The organism is Actinomadura sp. NEAU-AAG7 (genome assembly GCF_018603865.1).
Taxonomy (GTDB): Bacteria; Actinomycetota; Actinomycetes; order Streptosporangiales; family Streptosporangiaceae; genus Spirillospora; species Spirillospora litoris.
Genome location: NZ_JAHFZY010000001.1, coordinates 1446871 through 1464319 on the forward strand (window position 1 = coordinate 1446871; position 17449 = coordinate 1464319).

Annotated in this window: 15 protein-coding genes; 12 read left to right on the forward strand and 3 right to left on the reverse strand. The window is 71.7% G+C overall.

Translation table 11 applies throughout. The features are described 5' to 3' along the window. Positions 1 to 76 precede the first annotated feature (76 nt). From KLI87_RS06615 to KLI87_RS06640, 6 genes are all read left to right on the forward strand, one after another. Positions 77 to 487 carry a DUF302 domain-containing protein gene (locus KLI87_RS06615; protein WP_156214382.1) on the forward strand — a complete coding sequence of 137 codons (411 nt, stop codon included), beginning with the start codon at positions 77 to 79 and terminating at the stop codon, positions 485 to 487. Between the two features lie 41 nt (positions 488 to 528). Further along, positions 529 to 1938, forward strand: coding sequence for a hypothetical protein (locus tag KLI87_RS06620; RefSeq protein ID WP_214616205.1), 1410 nt, complete (start codon positions 529 to 531; stop codon positions 1936 to 1938). A 137-nt stretch (positions 1939 to 2075) separates the two neighbouring features. Then, the gene (locus KLI87_RS06625) at positions 2076 to 2501 is read left to right on the forward strand and encodes a nuclear transport factor 2 family protein (protein WP_214616206.1); all 426 of its coding nucleotides are present in this window, start codon (positions 2076 to 2078) and stop codon (positions 2499 to 2501) included. 131 nt (positions 2502 to 2632) lie between these two features. Continuing rightward, complete coding sequence (locus KLI87_RS06630) at positions 2633 to 4228, forward strand: FAD-binding oxidoreductase (RefSeq protein ID WP_214616207.1); 1596 nt, start codon at positions 2633 to 2635, stop codon at positions 4226 to 4228. A 64-nt stretch (positions 4229 to 4292) separates the two neighbouring features. Next, a complete protein-coding gene (locus KLI87_RS06635; protein ID WP_214616208.1) occupies positions 4293 to 4574 on the forward strand; it encodes an alpha/beta fold hydrolase in 282 nt (93 codons plus the stop codon). Between the two features lie 516 nt (positions 4575 to 5090). Beyond that, a complete protein-coding gene (locus KLI87_RS06640; RefSeq protein WP_156214378.1) occupies positions 5091 to 6155 on the forward strand; it encodes an NBR1-Ig-like domain-containing protein in 1065 nt (354 codons plus the stop codon). On the opposite strand, the gene KLI87_RS06645 is transcribed toward KLI87_RS06640, so the two are convergent. From KLI87_RS06645 to KLI87_RS06655, 3 genes are read right to left on the reverse strand one after another with little or no spacing between them, the layout of a single operon-like run. Next, the gene (locus KLI87_RS06645) at positions 6102 to 7031 is read right to left on the reverse strand and encodes a SpoIID/LytB domain-containing protein (RefSeq protein ID WP_173390613.1); all 930 of its coding nucleotides are present in this window, start codon (positions 7029 to 7031) and stop codon (positions 6102 to 6104) included. The genes KLI87_RS06640 and KLI87_RS06645 overlap by 54 nt on opposite strands. 28 nt (positions 7032 to 7059) lie before the next feature. Then, a complete protein-coding gene (locus KLI87_RS06650) occupies positions 7060 to 7947 on the reverse strand; it encodes a peptidase inhibitor family I36 protein (RefSeq protein ID WP_156214377.1) in 888 nt (295 codons plus the stop codon). A gap of 39 nt (positions 7948 to 7986) precedes the next feature. Beyond that, complete coding sequence (locus KLI87_RS06655) at positions 7987 to 8712, reverse strand: peptidoglycan-binding protein (RefSeq protein WP_250903491.1); 726 nt, start codon at positions 8710 to 8712, stop codon at positions 7987 to 7989. Between the two features lie 631 nt (positions 8713 to 9343). Here KLI87_RS06655 and KLI87_RS06660 point away from each other — a divergent pair. The 6 genes from KLI87_RS06660 to KLI87_RS06685 all read left to right on the forward strand — a co-directional run bounded on the left by KLI87_RS06660 (position 9344) and on the right by KLI87_RS06685 (position 17442). Further along, positions 9344 to 9817, forward strand: coding sequence for an LOG family protein (locus KLI87_RS06660; protein WP_214616210.1), 474 nt, complete (start codon positions 9344 to 9346; stop codon positions 9815 to 9817). An 89-nt stretch (positions 9818 to 9906) separates the two neighbouring features. Next, positions 9907 to 10812 carry an NADP-dependent oxidoreductase gene (locus tag KLI87_RS06665; protein ID WP_214616211.1) on the forward strand — a complete coding sequence of 302 codons (906 nt, stop codon included), beginning with the start codon at positions 9907 to 9909 and terminating at the stop codon, positions 10810 to 10812. A gap of 71 nt (positions 10813 to 10883) precedes the next feature. Continuing rightward, positions 10884 to 12896: a CATRA conflict system CASPASE/TPR repeat-associated protein gene (locus tag KLI87_RS06670; protein ID WP_214616212.1), complete on the forward strand. Its 2013-nt coding sequence runs from the start codon at positions 10884 to 10886 to the stop codon at positions 12894 to 12896. Further along, a complete protein-coding gene (locus KLI87_RS06675) occupies positions 12893 to 14317 on the forward strand; it encodes a macro domain-containing protein (RefSeq protein WP_214616213.1) in 1425 nt (474 codons plus the stop codon). Before KLI87_RS06670 ends, KLI87_RS06675 begins: the two co-directional genes overlap by 4 nt. Further along, on the forward strand, positions 14314 to 17082 hold the full coding sequence (locus KLI87_RS06680) for a tetratricopeptide repeat protein (protein WP_214616214.1): 2769 nt from the start codon (positions 14314 to 14316) through the stop codon (positions 17080 to 17082). Before KLI87_RS06675 ends, KLI87_RS06680 begins: the two co-directional genes overlap by 4 nt. Positions 17083 to 17100: 18 nt before the next feature. Continuing rightward, positions 17101 to 17442, forward strand: a complete 342-nt coding sequence (locus KLI87_RS06685; RefSeq protein WP_214616215.1) for a CATRA system-associated protein — start codon at positions 17101 to 17103, stop codon at positions 17440 to 17442. Positions 17443 to 17449: the final 7 nt, after the last annotated feature.

Below are 17449 nucleotides of genomic sequence, written 5' to 3' on the forward strand. Positions count from 1 at the left end.
CCATCCGGACGGGCCGGTCGTCCGTCCATCGCGCACCCGTACGCGAAGATGGGCCGGCGCGGAAGGAGGGAACGGTATGGGCGATCAAGGAATGGTCACCGTCGCCAGCGCCTGGGGCGTCGGCGCGACGATCGACCGCCTTCAGGCCGCGGCCACCGGCGCCGACCTGCTGGTCTTCGCCCGGATCGACCACGCGGGCAACGCCGCCCGCGCCGGGTTCGAGCTGCGGCCGACCGAACTCCTCATCTTCGGCAACCCCCGCGGCGGGACCCCGTTGATGCGGGACCGGCAGACCAGCGGCATCGACCTTCCGGTGAAGGCCCTGGCCTGGGAGGACGCCGACGGCAAGGTGTGGCTGACCTACAACGAGGCCCGGTGGCTCGCCGACCGGCACGGGCTCGGAGCCGGAAGCGAGAGCGCGGTCGAGGCCATCGAGACGGGACTCGCGCGGCTCGTCCGGCACGCGACGGATCCCGCCGTTCAATAGACACGCCGCTTCGCCGAGGCATTGCGAGGTGAACATCTCCGATGGCGAAACCGCTGACGATGGAACTGCTCTCATCGCCCCTGCTGAGCCTGGACGAGATAGGGAGCGCGCTGACGGGACTCAGCGTCACGGTCCGTATCAGCACGAGCGGGGTCACCCACGCGCCCCAATGCAGGCAGGTGGGCAAGCGCACCCCGGCCGAGGAGACCATGACCGCGCGGGAACTGCGCGCACGCGGAGAGGTCCGTCCCTGCCGCACCTGCGGCGGTGCGCTGGTCGAGGAACTCTCCCGCGCCCAGGCGGAGCAGTTCGAGAAGCTGGTTCCGATCCTGGAGAGGCGGCGCGAGCAGGCGCGCGAAGCGGAACTGGCCCGGCGCGAGGTGGAGCGGCGGACGAGCCGCGCCGACGCGATCGACGAACGCGCGAGCGACATCGTGAACGGCTGGGATCGGGCGATCGGAAAGCGGCGGGCGTTTACCGGACCGGCTGAACCCCGAGTGGCGCTCGTCCCCTGCGACGACTGCGACGCCGAGGCCGCCATCAGCTTCGATCCACGCTCTCTTGAGGTCTCCTACGCCTGCCCGTCCGACCCCGAGCACGGATTCCACGCATTGGGCGACGGCTTGAAACCGCTGGCACTGTGGCCGCACAGCGGGGCGAACCAATGGATCGCGCTCGGCCTGGTCGCGCCCGTGATAGCCGGAGATGACGACGCCTGGGCCGCCACCTACGGCACCCGGGCCGACGACTACCGGGCCACCCTTTCCGCGATGGAGGCGTTCGACCGGGCGCATCCGCCCCGGCTGCGGCTGGCGCCCGACGTCCGGTGCGGTGACTGCGGCGGTCCGCTGGTCGCCTCGCCGGAACGCGGAATGGGCCGCCGGCGGATCGAGGCGCACTACACCTGCGACAGGCGCCATGAGGACGGCAGGTTTCGGCACTACGAGAAGCGCGTCGTGGACGGGGAGATCGACTGGAGCCTGCACCGCAGGCTGCACGAGCATCCGTCGTGGGCGGCGGCCGCCGAACTGGAGCCCGACCCCGAGGAGGTCGCGGCCTACACCGCCGAACTCGAAAGGAAGATAGCGCTGTTCGACGCCTGCGCCGGCGCGGCGAAGTCGGTCGACAACCTCGTGCGGATGCGGGCACGGCTGGTGGAGAGATTCGCCTTCGCCTCCAAGGTCCGCGACGAGGGCGCGCTGAACGCGGCGGGGCTCACGCGATACACCCCCTACGCCCACCGGTGGGCCTTCTCGGAACTCGCCCGTGCTTTGCTGACGAGCCGTGTCGACGTCAATGCGCAGTTCGTCACCGTCGCCACGCCCTTCGACGAGGGGACGCCGCTGCGACGACTGCTCCGCACCCGCGAGATCAGAGGCGAACTGGCCGACCTGCGCGAGCGGCAGGAGGAACTGGAACGGGAGTTGGCGCATTTGGAGGCCGAATCCTGACCACTGGCACTTCGGCGACCGTCCATCTGAAGGGCCCCGGCGTCCATGGGTCATCACGGTGGTTACGTCGGAGGTAATCGCCTCCGAGTGAGTCGCGCTGCCAAGGTTGGCCTCGTCCAACCCGAGGGAGGCCGACCATGTCCGACACAGGCACGCGCGCCGCGGTCGAGGAACTGCTGCGGCGGATCGGTGAAGGCGATCCCGAGCGAATCGCCGCGATGTACGCCGAGCACAGCGACTGGAAGCTGGACTGGCCCGAGGCCGAACACGGCCGTGCCGCCACACCCTGGATCCGGCACCGGGCCACCCGTGCCGATGCCGCCGCCCATTTCAGGGAGATCGCCGAGCATCACGTCCCCGAGGATGTCGCCACCGAGGTGGAACGCGTTCTGGTGGACGGTGCCGACGCGGTGGTGCTCGGCGAGATCCGGCAGACGGCCCGTTCCACCGGACGCGCCTACCGCGCCCGTTTCGCCCTGCACCTCACAATCGAGGACGGCCTGGTCACGCGGCACCACGTCTACGAGGACAGCCTCGCCGTCGCCCAGGCGTTCGCGCCCTGATCCCTCTCCGCCATGTGGCGGGCATCGGCGGAAAGTCGTACACCGACGCGGTGAACCGGTCCTCTTTCCGCCGATCCGGGAGAACACATCGGCCGATGCGACGGCCGCGCCGGGCGGGCGAGCCTGACGGGGTGACCAACGACAACACGCCATCTCGGCGAACAGTTCTGCGCGGCGCCGCCCTGACCGCGGCGACCATTCCCATCGCCGGAGCGGCCCGTCCCGCCGCCGGTTCGTCCCTCTCCCGAAAGCGAACACCGGTCACGGTCGGCCCCGGCGATCCCCGCTACGACTCGCTGGTGTTCCGTGGCTACAACCGGCGGTTCGAATGCAGGCCGGACCAGATCCGCGTGGTCGGCTCCACGCAGGACGTCATTCTGGCCGTCGACGAAGCCGTGCGATCGGGTCGGCGCATCGCCGTTCGCAGCGGCGGCCACTGTTTCGAGAACCTGGTCGACGACCCCGCCGTCCGCATGCTCGTCGACATGTCCACCATGACGGACGTCCGGTACGACCGGCGCCGCAACGCTTTCATGGTCGAGGCGGGCGCCACGCTCGGCGAGGTGTACCAGCGGCTGTTTCTGGAATGGGGCGTCACCATTCCCGGAGGCACCAGCGCGGACGTGGGAGTGGGCGGCCACATCTGCGGCGGAGGCTATGGAGCGCTGTGCCGGGTGCACGGCCTGACCGTCGACCACCTCTATGCCGTGGAAGTCGTCGTCGTGGGAAGGGACGGCAGGGCCGCAAGCGTCGTGGCCACCCGAGAAGCGTCGGACCCGAACCGCGACCTGTGGTGGGCGCACACCGGAAGCGGTGGCGGAAACTTCGGGATCATCACCCGCTACTGGTTCCGTTCGCCGGGCGGCGACCCCGCCGAACCACTGCCCCGGCCGCCCTCCACCGTCCTGGACTTCTCGCTCGACTGGTCCTGGGACGAACTGGATCGGGACACATTCGTGCGGCTCCTGCGCAACTACGGAGAATGGACGGAGCGCAACTCCGCCGCGGGCTCACCCGCCGCCGCCCTCTACGGCGAGTTCACCCTCACCAGCTGGCCGACCGAGACCATCACGCTGTCCGGTCAGGTGGCCACCGACAAAGGCGCGCGACCTCTGCTGGACGACCTTCTGAAGGCGCTCGGCCGGGGCGTCGCCGCCCGACCGGCGCGGCAGGTCGCCACCCTTCCGTGGCTCCTCGCCGCCACCAAGGGATTCGGCGGCGGCCCCGGGCCCTTCCACCGCGTCAAGATGAAGTCGGGGTTCCGGCGCCGCCGCTTCACCGACGAGCAGATGGCCGTCGCCCACCACCATCTGACCCGGACCGACTACGGGCATCCCTACGGGCATCTGTTCATCAACACCTATGGCGGCCGGGTCAGCACCGTCTCCCCGAGCGCGACCGCGATGGCGCACCGCGACTCGACCTTCCTGGCGGGTTTCCTCGTCGGCTGGGACGACCCGTCCGAGGACGCCAGGCACCTCGGGTGGATCCGCGAGTTCTACCGGGACATCTACGCCGGCGGTGGTGGCGTGCCGGCCGGAGCGGACGACGAGGGCGCGTTCATCAACTATCCGGACACGGATCTGGCCGACCCCGAGCAGAACACGTCGGCCACCCCCTGGCACGCGCTCTACTACGGCGACGGCTACTCGCGCCTCCGGCAGGTGAAGCGCCGCTGGGATCCGCACGACATCTTCCGCCACGCTCTGTCGATATCCACTGGCTGACCGTTCCGCGAACAGTGGGCACCGGGCTCTACCTGCACGACGTCCCCCGGACCTGGCCCGGCGCGTGCTGGACCATGACGCCGCGCTGTCCGCGGGGATGGACATGGCCCGCGCGGGGCGCGAACCGTGGCCGCCGCCCGCCTGGCCGGACGTCCCGACGCGGTACCTGCTCTGCCGCGACGACCGCTTCTTCACCCCCGACTTCGTGCGCCGCCATGCGAGGGAACGGCTCGGCATCACCCCCGACGAGATTCCCGGCAGCCACATGGCGATGCTGTCCCGGCCGCGCGAGCCGGCCGACCACCTGGAACATGTGGCCATGCCGACAGGGGCTCCGTCCGAGTGAAGCAGGGGCGTGAAGCCCAAACGATGACGCGAATCAAGGGCATATCCCCAAGACGCCGATCAGCAACATCTGACAAAGGGAGGAATGCGGCCCGCTCGCATCTCCGGCCCCCTTCCACCGGACCGGGCGAGCGGTCGAACGCCTGATCAAGCGCCGGTGAACCCCGTCGCAATACCTCGCGCGCACGCAAACTCGGTGATCTCGGCCAAAGCCATCGCCGTACTTTGGAAGCGTGAAATTTCAAGGACGGCGGGCGCGTGCCCAACGCGTCCCGCGGGTCGCCGCCGGCCGCGATATTTGTGACGACGATCTTGCTTCCAGATGGTCTAGATCTAACAAACTCGTATCCGGACCCTGGCTTCGCTTCCCGATGCGAATTGGATCTTGAGCGAAGCCCGGGTGCGCTGTTAGCTTCAGCCGGTGGGCGACATGCGTGCGCAGGCGGCGGCCATCGCGGACTTCGCGGCGATCCTTCGAGAACTTCGTCAATCGGTAGACAACCCACCGTTCCGGGAGATGTCGGGACGATCAGGGGCGATCTCACACACAACCCTGCACGAGGCCACGAAGGGTAACCGGCTCCCGAGTTGGGGCACGACCGTCGAGTTCGTCAAGGCGTGCGGCGCGGACCCGGCCACCTACCGTGCACGCTGGGAGGAGGCGAACTCGACGGTCAGGTCGGTGAGCACCAGGCCGAAGACGGCGGACGCCGAGGACGAGCCCGCGGCGGACGCCCCCGACGAGCGTCCGCCGGACGAGCGGGCGACCCTCACGACGGACGTCGCGAAACGTCCCGCCGTCCACATCGCCCTCGGACCCGGGCTTTCCCGGACGGTGAGCGCGGCCGTGCCGCCCCCGCCCGCCGAGATCCTGGGCATCGTCCCACCGCCTCGGCCCGCCCCGGCAGGCCGGCGGCGGAGGCCGGTCGTGATCGTGCTCGCGGTGGCGGTCGTCGGCGTGGGCGCGGCGGTCGCCATCGCGATCTCCGGCCACCGCGCCTCCGGGCCCGACGAGGACGGGGGCGAACCGCCCGGAACCCTGTCCAAAGCCGCGCTCACCCCGGCCGACTGCCCGGTGCACGTGTCCAATCCGGCGCCGGCACCGCCCGCGCACAACGGCGACGCGGCCGTCTTCATCGCGGACGTGACACTGCCCGACTGCGCGCGAGTCGCCCCGGGAAAGACCGTCACCAAGATTTGGCGGCTCAAGAACGCTGGAACGGTCCCCTGGGAGGGGTACTCCCTCCACCGCCTCGACCTCCCGCAACAGGCCGATCAGTGCCAGACCATTTCCGATGTCCCGATCGACGACACCCGTCCGGGCAAAGAGGTCGACATCCGGACCGACATCACCACGCCGAGAAAGCCCGGCCTGTGCTATGTGCGGTTCAAGCTGGTGGACGCCGGCGGAAAGGTCGCCTTTCCCGGGAACAGGCCCGTCAACTTCCAGGTCATCGTCGAAGAAGGAGCCCTGGCTCCCCGTCCGGGGGGACGGGCCGGGGAGCCAGGGCCGGGCGGGTTGCGGATCTCAGGACAGGGCGATCCTGCTGTAGTACGCCTTGAGGATGCTGGAGTAGCTTGAGCCCGCGTTGGCCTTGTCACGCGAGCCGTACTGCGACATCCAGTCCCCGGTCACCCAGCCGCCGCACGCCGTGGTCGTCGAGCAGTAGTGGGCTTGGAGGATCTTTCCGTCACGGGTCATTCTGGTGCCCCATGTCGCGTCCACCGCGGCGTTCGTCGAGGCTTTCGCCGAGCCCGGCTTGTACACCTGGCTCGACGTGGTGTCGTAGACGTCGAAGCACTGGCCGCCCGACGTCTTGCGCGTCGAGTGCAGCGCCCAGTACCAGCCGTAGCTCTTGACCGCCATCGCCCCCGCCTTGAGGGACTCGGCCGGCCAACTCGTCACCCATTCGTTGGGCAGGACGTTCTGGACGTAGGTCTTGAACGCCACCCGCTCGACACGGTTCAGCGACACCCGGTAGACGAGGATCGTCGAGGGCAGTTCGCTGTTCGAGCCGTCGGTCTTGCACCCGGTCGGCGGCGCGGAGTCGAAGAGTTGGTGCGAGGCGTTCTGGTTCTTCAGGGCGGAGTTCAGGTTGCCCTTGGCGCCCGCCGCGAAGTCCTGGGAATTGCCGTCGTAGTCGCTGTTGTAGTAGACGCGGACGATCTTTCCGGTGCGGTTCCAGACCGAGGCGGCGGCGTTCTTGACGCACTGCCCCTGGCCCGCGCCCGGCCCCTTGAAGTCGTAGCAGGTGGGTTGTGTGGTGCCGTAGTCGGCGACGGACCCGGTGAAGTCCGAGACCGATCCCTGGTTGTCGCTGTTGAAGTAGTAGCAGAACTCGCCGTCGTCGCACACGCCGTCACGGCCCGCCGCCGAAGCGGACGCCCCCGGAATGGAGACCGTCCCGCCGAGCGCCATCGCGGCGGCCGCCACGAGCCACATGGTTCGTTTCGACACAGTTGCCGTCCTCCGCTGTCCCGGCGCCCTAGTGGACGTTGTAGCCCTGGGAATTCCAGAACGAGGTCGGGTTCGGGTTGTCGAGCGTGTAGTCGTTGACGCTCTTGGCGGCGTGGGTCTGGCGGCCGAGCCGCATCTCGACGTGGGTGTGCGCGCCCGAGCTGGAGGAGATGCCGCGCCACGCCTCGTCGGCGATGACCTGGCCGCGGCCGACCTGCTGCCCCACGGCCAGCGCGGACCGCGGCGCGGAGTGCAGGTAGATGACCGTCTTGTTCAGCGAGGAGTTGTAGACGGAGATCGTGGAGAGCCCCGAACCGCCATTGGCGCCGCGCGCGATGTAGATGACCTCGCCGGACACCAGCGCGTGCACGTCCGACCCGATGCCGCGGGCGATGTCGATGCCCTCGTGCCGTCCGGGGGTGCTGGTGTAGCCGTCGAAGCCGCAGGTGATCGAGCCGCCGCTCAGCTCGTAGAGCCCATAGGACATGTTCGTCCGCGTCGACGGGTTGAACTGGTGCGAGGCGTTCTGGTTCTTCAGGGCGGAGCTCAGGTTGCCCTTGGCGCCCGCCGCGAAGTCCTGGGAGGCGCCGCCGTAGTCGCTGTTGTAATGCACCCGGACGGTCTGACCACTCCGGTTCCACACCGAGGCGGCGGCGTTCTTGATGCACAGCCCCTGGCCCGCCCCGGGGCCCTTGAAGTCGTAGCAGGAGGGTTGCGTGGTGCCGTAGTCGGCGACGGATCCGGTGAAGTCCGAGACCGAACCCTCGTTGTTGCTGTTGTAGTAGTAACAGAACTCGCCGGCGTCGCACACGCCGTCACGCGCGGACGCCGAGGCGGCGGAGGTGAAGGCGACCGCCGTCCCGCCGAACGCGATCGCGGCGGTGGTCGCGGTGAGGATCCTCTTGAGCGTTCTCATGCTGTTCTCCTTGTCCGTGGGGCTTGGGGTACGGATGGGTCAGCCGAGCCGGTATTCCTCCCAGGTGCGGATCGTCAGCCTCGGCCCGTCGTCCGGGCCGCGGTTCGCGAGCCCGTTCATGCCGAGGTAGTAGTCACCGACCTGGTGCTGTGCCTGTGCGGCGAGGTCGGTGTCGCTGATGGCGACGGCGTGGATGTGCCACGGCCAGTCGCCCTGCTCGGGGCTGCGCACCCACGCCGCGAATCCGACGCGGCGCAGGGTGCGGGAGACATAGGTGCGGGTGGCGGCGCTCATTCCCTCGACCGAGATGTCGACGACGCCGCCGCCGTCATAGGTGCCGGCGGACGTCGGGTCCCCGCCCGGGTTGTAGGAACCCTGGTCCAGCGCGAGATCCCGGCCGAGCAGCCTTTCCGCCTCGGCCAGCATGCTCTGCGTCCGGGTATTGATAACGGCGTCCCCAACGGAAACGCGGGTCCCCGGGCCGATGATGTGGTTGACCGTGAAACGCCCGGTTCCGAGCTTGGCGAGCGAGGTCTTCCCGGGCAGCCCCGAGGCGTCGATACCGCTGTAGCCGAGAGACTTCTGGTAATCGGCGAACGCGGTGATCGTCGTGGTGCCGAAATAGCCGTCCACCCATTTGGCGTCCAGCAGGTTCCGGTCGCGCAGGGCCTCCTCGACCAGCAGCACGCTGGCCTTGGCCCCCGGCGTCAATGTGCTGTCGGCGCGCCGCGGATCGATCTGGGCCGCCTTCACGGTGGCCGCCATGTCCACGCCCGGCAGGGCCGTGCCCCCGGCCGCCCGCGCCGCGGTCCCGGGCGCCACGCCCAGAGACCCGATCAGCGCGGTCGCCGCAAGGGCGGCGGCACATGAGGATAGTTTCATCGTCCCTCCTGGTGGCGGGCGTGGGGAGGAGCGGGGCCCGCCGGGGACAAACGTCACGGATCACTCACGTGTCCACAAGATGATCACTGTTGTCAGCCTGTACGCCGAACACCCCCGTACAGGCCCGACCCAAGATCTGACAGCCGCCCCACCACGAAATCTCCGACCCGAACCCCGTGTTCACCCAGGCCAACAGCAGCCCACCCGGCCCAACCCAACCGACGCGCCCCCGCTGGACGGGTGGGGGGTTATGGGGGAGGGGTCAGGGCGTTGCCCAGGGGGTGCGGGTGTAGAAGGTGCGGCCGGCGGGCGGGCCGTTGCAGAACCAGGAGGGGACCAGGGGGAGACCGGAGGCGGATGACCGCCTGTGGCGGCGGGTGCGTTTGTCGGGCTTGAATACTTCGCGTTGAGTGTGTGTGTTTCGCGTTTCATCTTTGGGCGGCCATATCGGTGGCGCGTCCGCGATCGTCTTGCCGTTCCTTTCGGATGGGTAAGGACGGGTGGGGGTGGTCCAGTGGCGATCCAGGTGTCGGTGTGCGGGCCCCGCGACTGCACCGCTGACGACCGCGGGCACGCCCGCGAGGTCGGACGGCTGCTCGCCGGACGGGGCGCGGTGGTGATCTGCGGCGGCTACACCGGTGTGATGGCCGAGGTCGCGGCCGGTGCGGCGGCCGCCGGTGGGACGGTCGTCGGGGTGCTGTCGCGCGCCGACCGGGAGGGCGCCGGTCCCGACCTCACCATCGCCATCGCGACCGGGATCGGCGAGGCCCGCAACAGCGTCATCGTGAACAGCGGCGACGCGGTGATCGTCATCGGCGGGTCCTGGGGGACCCTCTCGGAACTCGCGCTCGCGAAGCGCCGGGGCGGCGTGCCCGTGGTGCAACTCGGCGGCTGGCGGATCGTGGACGCCGCCGGTGACGTGGTGCCGGGCCTCCTTTATGCCGACACGCCCGCCGAGGCGCTGGCGCGAACCGGGCTGTGGGACTGAACGTCCGCCCCGGCGGACGCGGCGCGGGAATCCCGGCCTCGGCGGGGGCGTTAGTGCGCTGGTCAGCGGCAGTTAGTGAAGGGCTCTCCGTGCGCGCTATACAGATCGACCGGTTCGGCACCCCCGACGTCCTCCGTCTTGTGGAGGTTCCGGAGCCCGAACCGGGTTCGGAGGACGTGCTGATCCGGACCATCGCGTCCAGCATCAACCCCGTGGACGACAAGACGCGGGAGGGCGCCATCGGGGACGGGACTCCGCCGCTTCCGACGACGCTCGGCTGGGACCTGGCCGGGATCGTGGTCGAGGGCGGCGGCAGCGGCCTGCGCGCCGGGGACCGCGTCATCGCGATGTCGCACCAGCTCGGCTCCGCCCGGGGCACCTGGGCCGACCTGGTCGCGCTTCCGGCGCGGTCGGTGGCGGCCGCGCCGGGGGCGGTCAGCCTGAACGAGGCCGCCACGCTGCCGCTTCCCGGGCTGACGGCCTCGCAGACGCTGGACTGGCTCGCGGTGTCCGCCGGGGAGCGGCTCCTGATCGCCGGTGCGGCGGGCGCGGTCGGAGGGCTGGCGCTGCAGATCGCCCGAGCGCGAGGCGTCAAGGTCGACGCCCTGGTCTCCCGGGAGGCGCAGGTCGGTTTCGCGCAGGAGCACGGCGCCGATCTCGTCACCACCGACAAAAGCGCTCTTGAGGGCCGTGGCTACGACGCGGTCTTCGACACCTTCGGGGCCTTCGTGACCGGGGCGGTGGCCGACGGCGGACGGTACGCGTCGATCGCCACGCAGGCCGGTCCGGTTCCGGATCTGTCCGCGCGCGGCGTCCGGACGACGGTCAACCAGGTGCGCGAGGACGGCGCGGGGCTGAACGAACTCACCCGGCTCGTCGACCAGGGCGCGCTGCGGCCGCGTGTGCACTCCGCCTTCGGCATCCACGAGATCCAGGCCGCACACGAGCGCTTCCGTCGGGGCGGCCTGGCCGGAAAGATCACCCTGGCCTTCTGACGGCTCCGCCCGACCGCGTCCTTATACGATTGCTTCATCGTCGAGACCACTCGTGGCTGAGCGGAGCCGACATGGGCGGGATTCGTGTGGTGGAGCAGGAGCTCGTGGCACATGTCTTCGCGCCCCTGGACGGTCCGGCGTCGGCCGCCGCGCTCACGGCCCTGCGCCGGATCTGGGAGCGGTGCGCCGACGTGCTCGGCATGACGGAGCCGGTCCCCTCCACCGGCCTCCGCGACACGGTCCCGCCCTCCCTGAAGCGCGTTCCGAACGGCGCCGTCGCGGCGCGCGAGCATCGCGGCCACGACCTCCAGATGGTGTTACGCCGCGAGCACGACGTCCTCCATCTCGTCCTTGTGTCCGCCGCGCCGCGCGGCGGCACGCCCGGCCCGGGTTGGGCCGATCACGAACGGTTACTGGGCCGGGTCCTCGGCCCCACCGACGTGTTCATCGGAACGGCGCTGCTCGCTCTCGGCAAGACCACCGGGAAAGGCGTCCCGCCCGAGGAGGCGCCGGGCTGGTCGAGGCAGCCCGCCCGGCTGCCCGGGGGGATCGTCGCCTGGGAGTACGGGCCCGCCGCCCAGCCGACGGCCGACCGCCGCATCCGCGTGCTCGGCGCGCCCGACCAGGACGATCTGCTCAGCGCCTGGACCTGGTCGCGCGGCACCGCCGACGACATGCCCTTCCTCGGCCGCTACCTCATGCACATGGCCAAGAGCCGCTACCAGATGCGGGTCCACGCCACGTTCCCCGACGTCAGGGACGTCTGCGACCGGCTCCGCGACGGAGCGTCCGACGCCCTCTCCCTCGCCCGGTCCCTCGGTCAGGGCGACGCGCTCGCCGACCGCCTGGCGGAGCTGGGCCTCGACCAGGCCAGGGCGAGCGGACGCGTGGCGGAAGCGAAGACCATGCGCCGGACGGTCGAGATCGCGCTGGACAACGCCGCCGCCGTCCTGGGGCCGGGTACCGCCGAGTCCGGGTTCGTCGCCGACGACCTCCGGCTCGCCCGCTGGTTCCGGCAGCGGCTCGACGACGAGATCGCCTACCTGGACGCCGCGTCCGAGGCCGGACGCGGGCTCTGGCGGCTCGACGCGAACGCGCCGGGCCGCGCGAAACGAAGGAGGGCCGTGGAGGAGCCGACGATCGGTATCGTCAGCGCGCTGCCGGAGGAGTTCAACGCCGTCCGGGCGTTCGTGCGGGACGCGCGGCGGCGGAACGTGGCGGGCGACCGCGCCGACTACGTCGTCGGGACCATGACCGGCGCGGACCCGGACCGTCCGCACGGGGTGGCCCTGACGCTGATGGGGGACACGGCCAACGACGCGGCCGCCGACGCCTGCGCCAACCTGGTGCGGAGCTTCCCGACGGTCGGCTACGTGCTGATGGTCGGCATCGCCGCGGGCGTGCCGGACCCCGGGCACCCGGACCGGCACGTCAGGCTCGGCGACATCGTCGTCTCCACGTGGGGCGTCATCGACTACGACCACGTGGTCGACCGGCCCGACGGCCTGACGCTCCGGCAGCCCTTCCCCCGGCCGTCGCCGCTGCTCGTCCGCCGCGCCAGGTACCTGGAGGCCGAGGAGCAGCTCGGACGCAGGGCGTGGGAGGACCTCCTCGCCCGGGGAGCCGCCGTCCTCCAGGGCTTCGACCGCCCGCCGGACGCCACGGACGTCCTGTACATGTCGGACGGCGCGCAGGCCCCGACGCCGCACCCCGACCGGGCCGCCAGCGGGCACCGGCCCGGCCACCCGAAGGTGCACTACGGCTTCGTCGGCAGCGCCGACCGCGCGCTGCGCAACGCCGCCACCCGCGACCGGCTCGCCGCCGAGCACGCCCTCCGCGCGGTCGAGATGGAGGGCAAGGGCATCGGCGTCGCGAGCTTCTCCAGCGGGCTGGAATGGCTGGTGGTCCGCGGTGTCAGCGACTACGGCGACACGCGGACCGACCGGACCTGGCGCAGGTACGCCTCGCTCGCGGCCGCCTCCTACGGCGCGGCCCTGCTGGCGGAGTGCCCGCCGCTCACCCCGCGCGGCGGACGCACCGCCGAGGTGTCGGCCCGCGCGCCGGACGGCGTCGAGACGGCATGAGCCCGGCCACGGCCCTGATCGGTGTCGGCGTGCCAGCCCTGGCCTGCGCGCTCCTTTGGTGGCTGCGGCGCGGGCGGCGGACCGGTCCGGGGCGGCCGCTCGACAGCGGCGAGATCCGCTACTTCAGGTTCACCGCGGGCGCGGGCGAGCGCTACGTCGGCATCGTCTGCGGCGACATCCGGCGGGCGCGCTGCGCCGAGGTCTGGGTCAACTCCGAGAACACCAGCATGGAGATGGCACGCGTCGAGGAGTTCTCGGTGTCCAGCATCGTCCGCTACGAGGGGGCGCGGCGGGACGCCACCGGGCAGGTGGTCGAGGACCTGGTGGGTCATGAGCTGGCGCGCGCGACGGCCGGGCGCGCCCCGCTGCCCGCCGCGACCGCCGTGATGACCGGCGCGGGCATGCTGGCGCGCGGCGGGGTGCGCCGCGTCGTCCATGTCGCGGCGGTCCAGGGCGAGCCCGGCGGCGGGTTCCGGCAGGTGCGCGAGATCGGCCGGTGCGTGACCAACGCGCTGGCGGAGGTCGAACGCGCGGACGCCGACCCGCCCCTGCGGAGCGTCCTGTTCCCGCTGCTCGGCGTGGGGCAGGGCGGCGGCGACGTCGAGCGGACGGTCCGGGCCATGCTCGGCGCGGTCCTCGACTTCCACCGCACCCGGGCGGCGTCCGGCCTCCAGGTCGTCTACCTGCTCGCCTACACCGACCGTGAGCTGGCCGTATGCGACCGGGTCCTCGGCGGCGACCGGAACCTGCGGCGGCTCGGCGCGGCCCCGGAGGGCATCGCGCCGCCGTTCGCGCCGCCGTTCGCGGAGGACGCCGCCGCGGCGAGCGCCGTCAGGCCGCCGTCCGGCCGCAGGAGCCTCCAGATGGGCTTCGTCGTGGACGTCATGGGGTACGGGCGGCGCGGCGTCCCGGCCCAGGAGCGGGTGCAGGAGCGCCTGGCCCGCCTCGTCGCCGGGGTCCTCCTCGACTGCGGCGTCTCGATCGACACGGCCGACAAGCAGTGGACCGGGGACGGGTTCGTCGCGTTCCTCCCCAGCACCGCCGACCCGACGGCGGCGCTCCCGCAACTGCTCGCCTCGACCGCGCGCAGGCTCGCCGCCGACAACGGGGCGGAGCACGACCGGGTCCGGTTGCGCATGGCGGTGGGCATCGGACTCATCGGCCCGAGCGTGGCGGGATTCTCCGGTTCGATGGTCGTGGGCATCAACCGCCTGGTGGACAGCCCGGAGCTGCGCGCCGCCGCCGGGGAGCGGGCGGCCGACCTCGCCGTGCTGGTCTCCGACCACCTGTACGACTACGTGATCAAACCCGGCTACCTCGGGGGCGCCGCGGACGAGTTCACCAGGGTCCACGTCCAGGTGAAGGAGTTCGCCGAGCAGGCGTGGCTGTGGACCCCGCCGAAGACTCCGGAGGACGCGTGAGCTCACCGGAACTCGACGCCTCGGATCCGCTCAACAACGCCGTCGCCTACGCGCGGATCGGCAAGCGGCTGATGGACGACCACCAGGAGTTGGAGGCGATCGGCTGCTACGAGGAGGCGGTGCCCTGGGCGGAACGCGCGCTCGCCGAACGTGAGGAGGACCGGGCGGAACTCCTGCCGTTCCTCCAGTACCTGCACGACGTCCTCGGGAACCTCATGCTGCGGCAGAGCAGGCTGGACGAGGCCGAGACGCACTTCGGGCGAGCACTCGACATCGCCACCGGGATAGACGCCGGAAGCGCCGACGTGGCGAAGTTCACCAGCAACCTCGGTTCGTTGCACAAACCGCGCGGAGAACTGCGCGAGGCGCTCGCGCTGTTCCGGAAGGCGGCCGAGATCGTGTCCGCCCTCAGCCCCGTCCCGGACGCCTATCCGTCCTATCTCAGCAACGCGGGCACGGTGCACCTCGCGCTGGGGGAGCTGGACGAGGCGCTCGCCCTGTTCCGCCGGGCCCTGGAGGTCGACCGGAAGACCGACCCCGGCGCGGCGGCGACCGACCTGAGCCTGATCGGCTCGGTCCTGGTCGAGTACGGCGATCTGGACGCGGCGCGCACCCACTACGAACTGGCGCTGGTCATGCAGCGCGAGCTGGACCCCCGCTCGCGGGCGACCGCCCGCGAACTCGTCAACGTCGGCTACGTGCTCCGGCTCGGCGGAGACCTCGACCAGGCCCTGCGCTACTACTACGGCGCGCTCGACATCGACGAGGCGCTGGCCCCCGGCTCCACCGAGACCGCCACCGACCTCGCGAACATCGCGGCGATCCACCGGCGGCGCGGCGAGGACGGCCGGGCGCTGGACGCCGTCGAACGCGCGGTGGAGATCAGCCGGCGGGTCGTCCCGCGCTCGCCGTCGCTGGCGAGCCGGCTGAGCACGCTCGGCGGCCTGCGGCTCCGCGCCGGGGACCGCGCGGCCGCGCTCGCCGCGTTCCGCGAGGCGCTCGACATCGACCGCGCCGCCGCGCCGCGCTCGCTGGAGACGGCCCGCGACCTCGGCAACCTCGGCGGCTTCCTGATCGACGAGGACCTGGCCGCGGCCCGGCGGCACTGCGAGGAGGCGCTGTCGATCTACGCCGAGTCCGTCCCGGACTCGCCCTCGGCCGCCGTCGTCCACGGCAACCTCGCCGTGATCGCCAGAGCCGAGGGCGACCTCGACCAGGCCCTGGCCGCCGCGCGGCGGGCGCTGGACATCACGCGGCGGGCCTCCCCGGCGTCCGAGTCGACCATGATCGACCTGGTGAACCTCGGCGTCATCCACGAGGGCCGCGACGAACTGGACGCGGCGCTGGACCGCTACGCCGAGGCCGTCGAGATCGTCGAGTCGCTGCGCGCCCGCGCCGGGATCGGGACGGCGCGCGAGAGCCTCTTCGCCGAGCACCAGACGCCGTTCACCGGGCTCGTCGCCCTCCTGGTGCACCGCGGCGGCCCGGGGGATCACGACCGCGCGTTCCACGTCTCCGAACGCGCCCGCACCCGCGCGCTCATGGACCTGCTCTCCGAGCGCCGCCTGGAGATCCGGGCCGAGGACCCCGCGCAGGAGGCGCTGCTGGCCGAGGAGCAGGACCTGCGCACGCGCCTGGCCGTCCTGCACGAGCAGAGCCCCGGGCAGCGCGAGTACCGGCGCGTGGAGGAGAGGCTTGAGCGGGTGACGCTCCGCATCCGCGACGAGCTGCCCGGCTACGCCGCCCTGAAGGAACCGGAACCGCTCGACCTGCCCGCCACCCAGCGGCTCCTGGACGGCGGCACGCTGCTCCTCGCCTACCACCTCGCCCCTTACGGCTGCGCGGTCTGGGCGATCACGCGCGGGACCTCGCGCGCCGTCCACATCAGGGGCGGCGAGGACCGGATCAAGGAGCTCCTCGACCGGGCCCTGGCCCGCTACCGCGAGGGCGCCCTCGGCGACGAGGCGACGGAGGCCGCCCGCCGGGAACTGGCCGGGCTGCTGCTCGGGCCGGTCGCGCCCGAACTGGACGCGGCGCGCCGCGTCGTCATCGTCCCCGGCGGCGCGCTCGCCTACCTCCCCTTCGAGATGCTGCCGTTCCGCGACGGGCCGCTGGGGGACCGGGCGGTGCTCTCCTACGTGCCGTCCGCCACCGTCCTCGGCGAGCTGACCGGCCGGACGCGGCGTCCCGCGGGCGGGCCCTTCCTCGGGGTCGGGCTGGAGGAGTCGCTGCCCGGCACGCGCGAGGTCGCCGAGATCGCGGCGGAGTACGGCGGTGGCGCCCGCGCCCTGCTCGGGCCGGACGCGACCAAGGAGCACTTCGCCCGCGAGGCCGGCGGGCACCGGATCGTCCATCTGGCCACCCACGGCGCCATCGACGACCACGAACCGCTCTACTCGGCGCTGTCCTTCACCGGCGACACGACGCTGCGGGTCTACGAGATGTTCGGCCTCGACCTGACGGCGGACGTCGTCGTCTGCTCGGCCTGCGACACGGCGGTCGGCCCCATCACGCGCGGCGAAGGGCTGGTCGGCATGAGCAGGGCGCTGTTCTACGCCGGCGCGCAGTCCCTCGTGGTGAGCCTGTGGCCGATACCGGACCGCCCCACCCGCCGGCTGATGCGCGCCTTCCACCGGCACCTGCGGTCCGGCGCGCGCCCCGCCGACGCGCTGCGATCGGCCAAGACGGAGGTCCGCGCCTCCCACCCGCTGGTCTACCGCGACCCCTACACGTGGGCCGGATTCGTCCTCCTCGGCGTCCCGTGACCTCGTAGCATCCCTGGTGTGGAGCGATGGCCTGAGACGTCCGTCCGGGAGGAACTGCTCGACCTCCTGAACGAGATCCCGCGCTGGCGCCTGCCCGACGACCGCTGGGACCGCACGGACCAGTACCTCCGGGCCTTGGACGACGCCCTCGCGGCACGCGACATCGCCGAGCTGGACGCCGCGGCCGCCGGGGTCGAACTGTGCTGCGCCCGGCGCGTCACCCGGCTGGGCGAACCGTCCACCGTGCCGCCGCCCGAGCCGGTGCTGGAGCGGGTCAACCAACTGATCCACGCCCTGGAGCCCACCGCCCCGGAGACCCCCGAGGACCCCCTCCCGGAACCCCCGCCCGTCCCCTCCTGACCGCCGC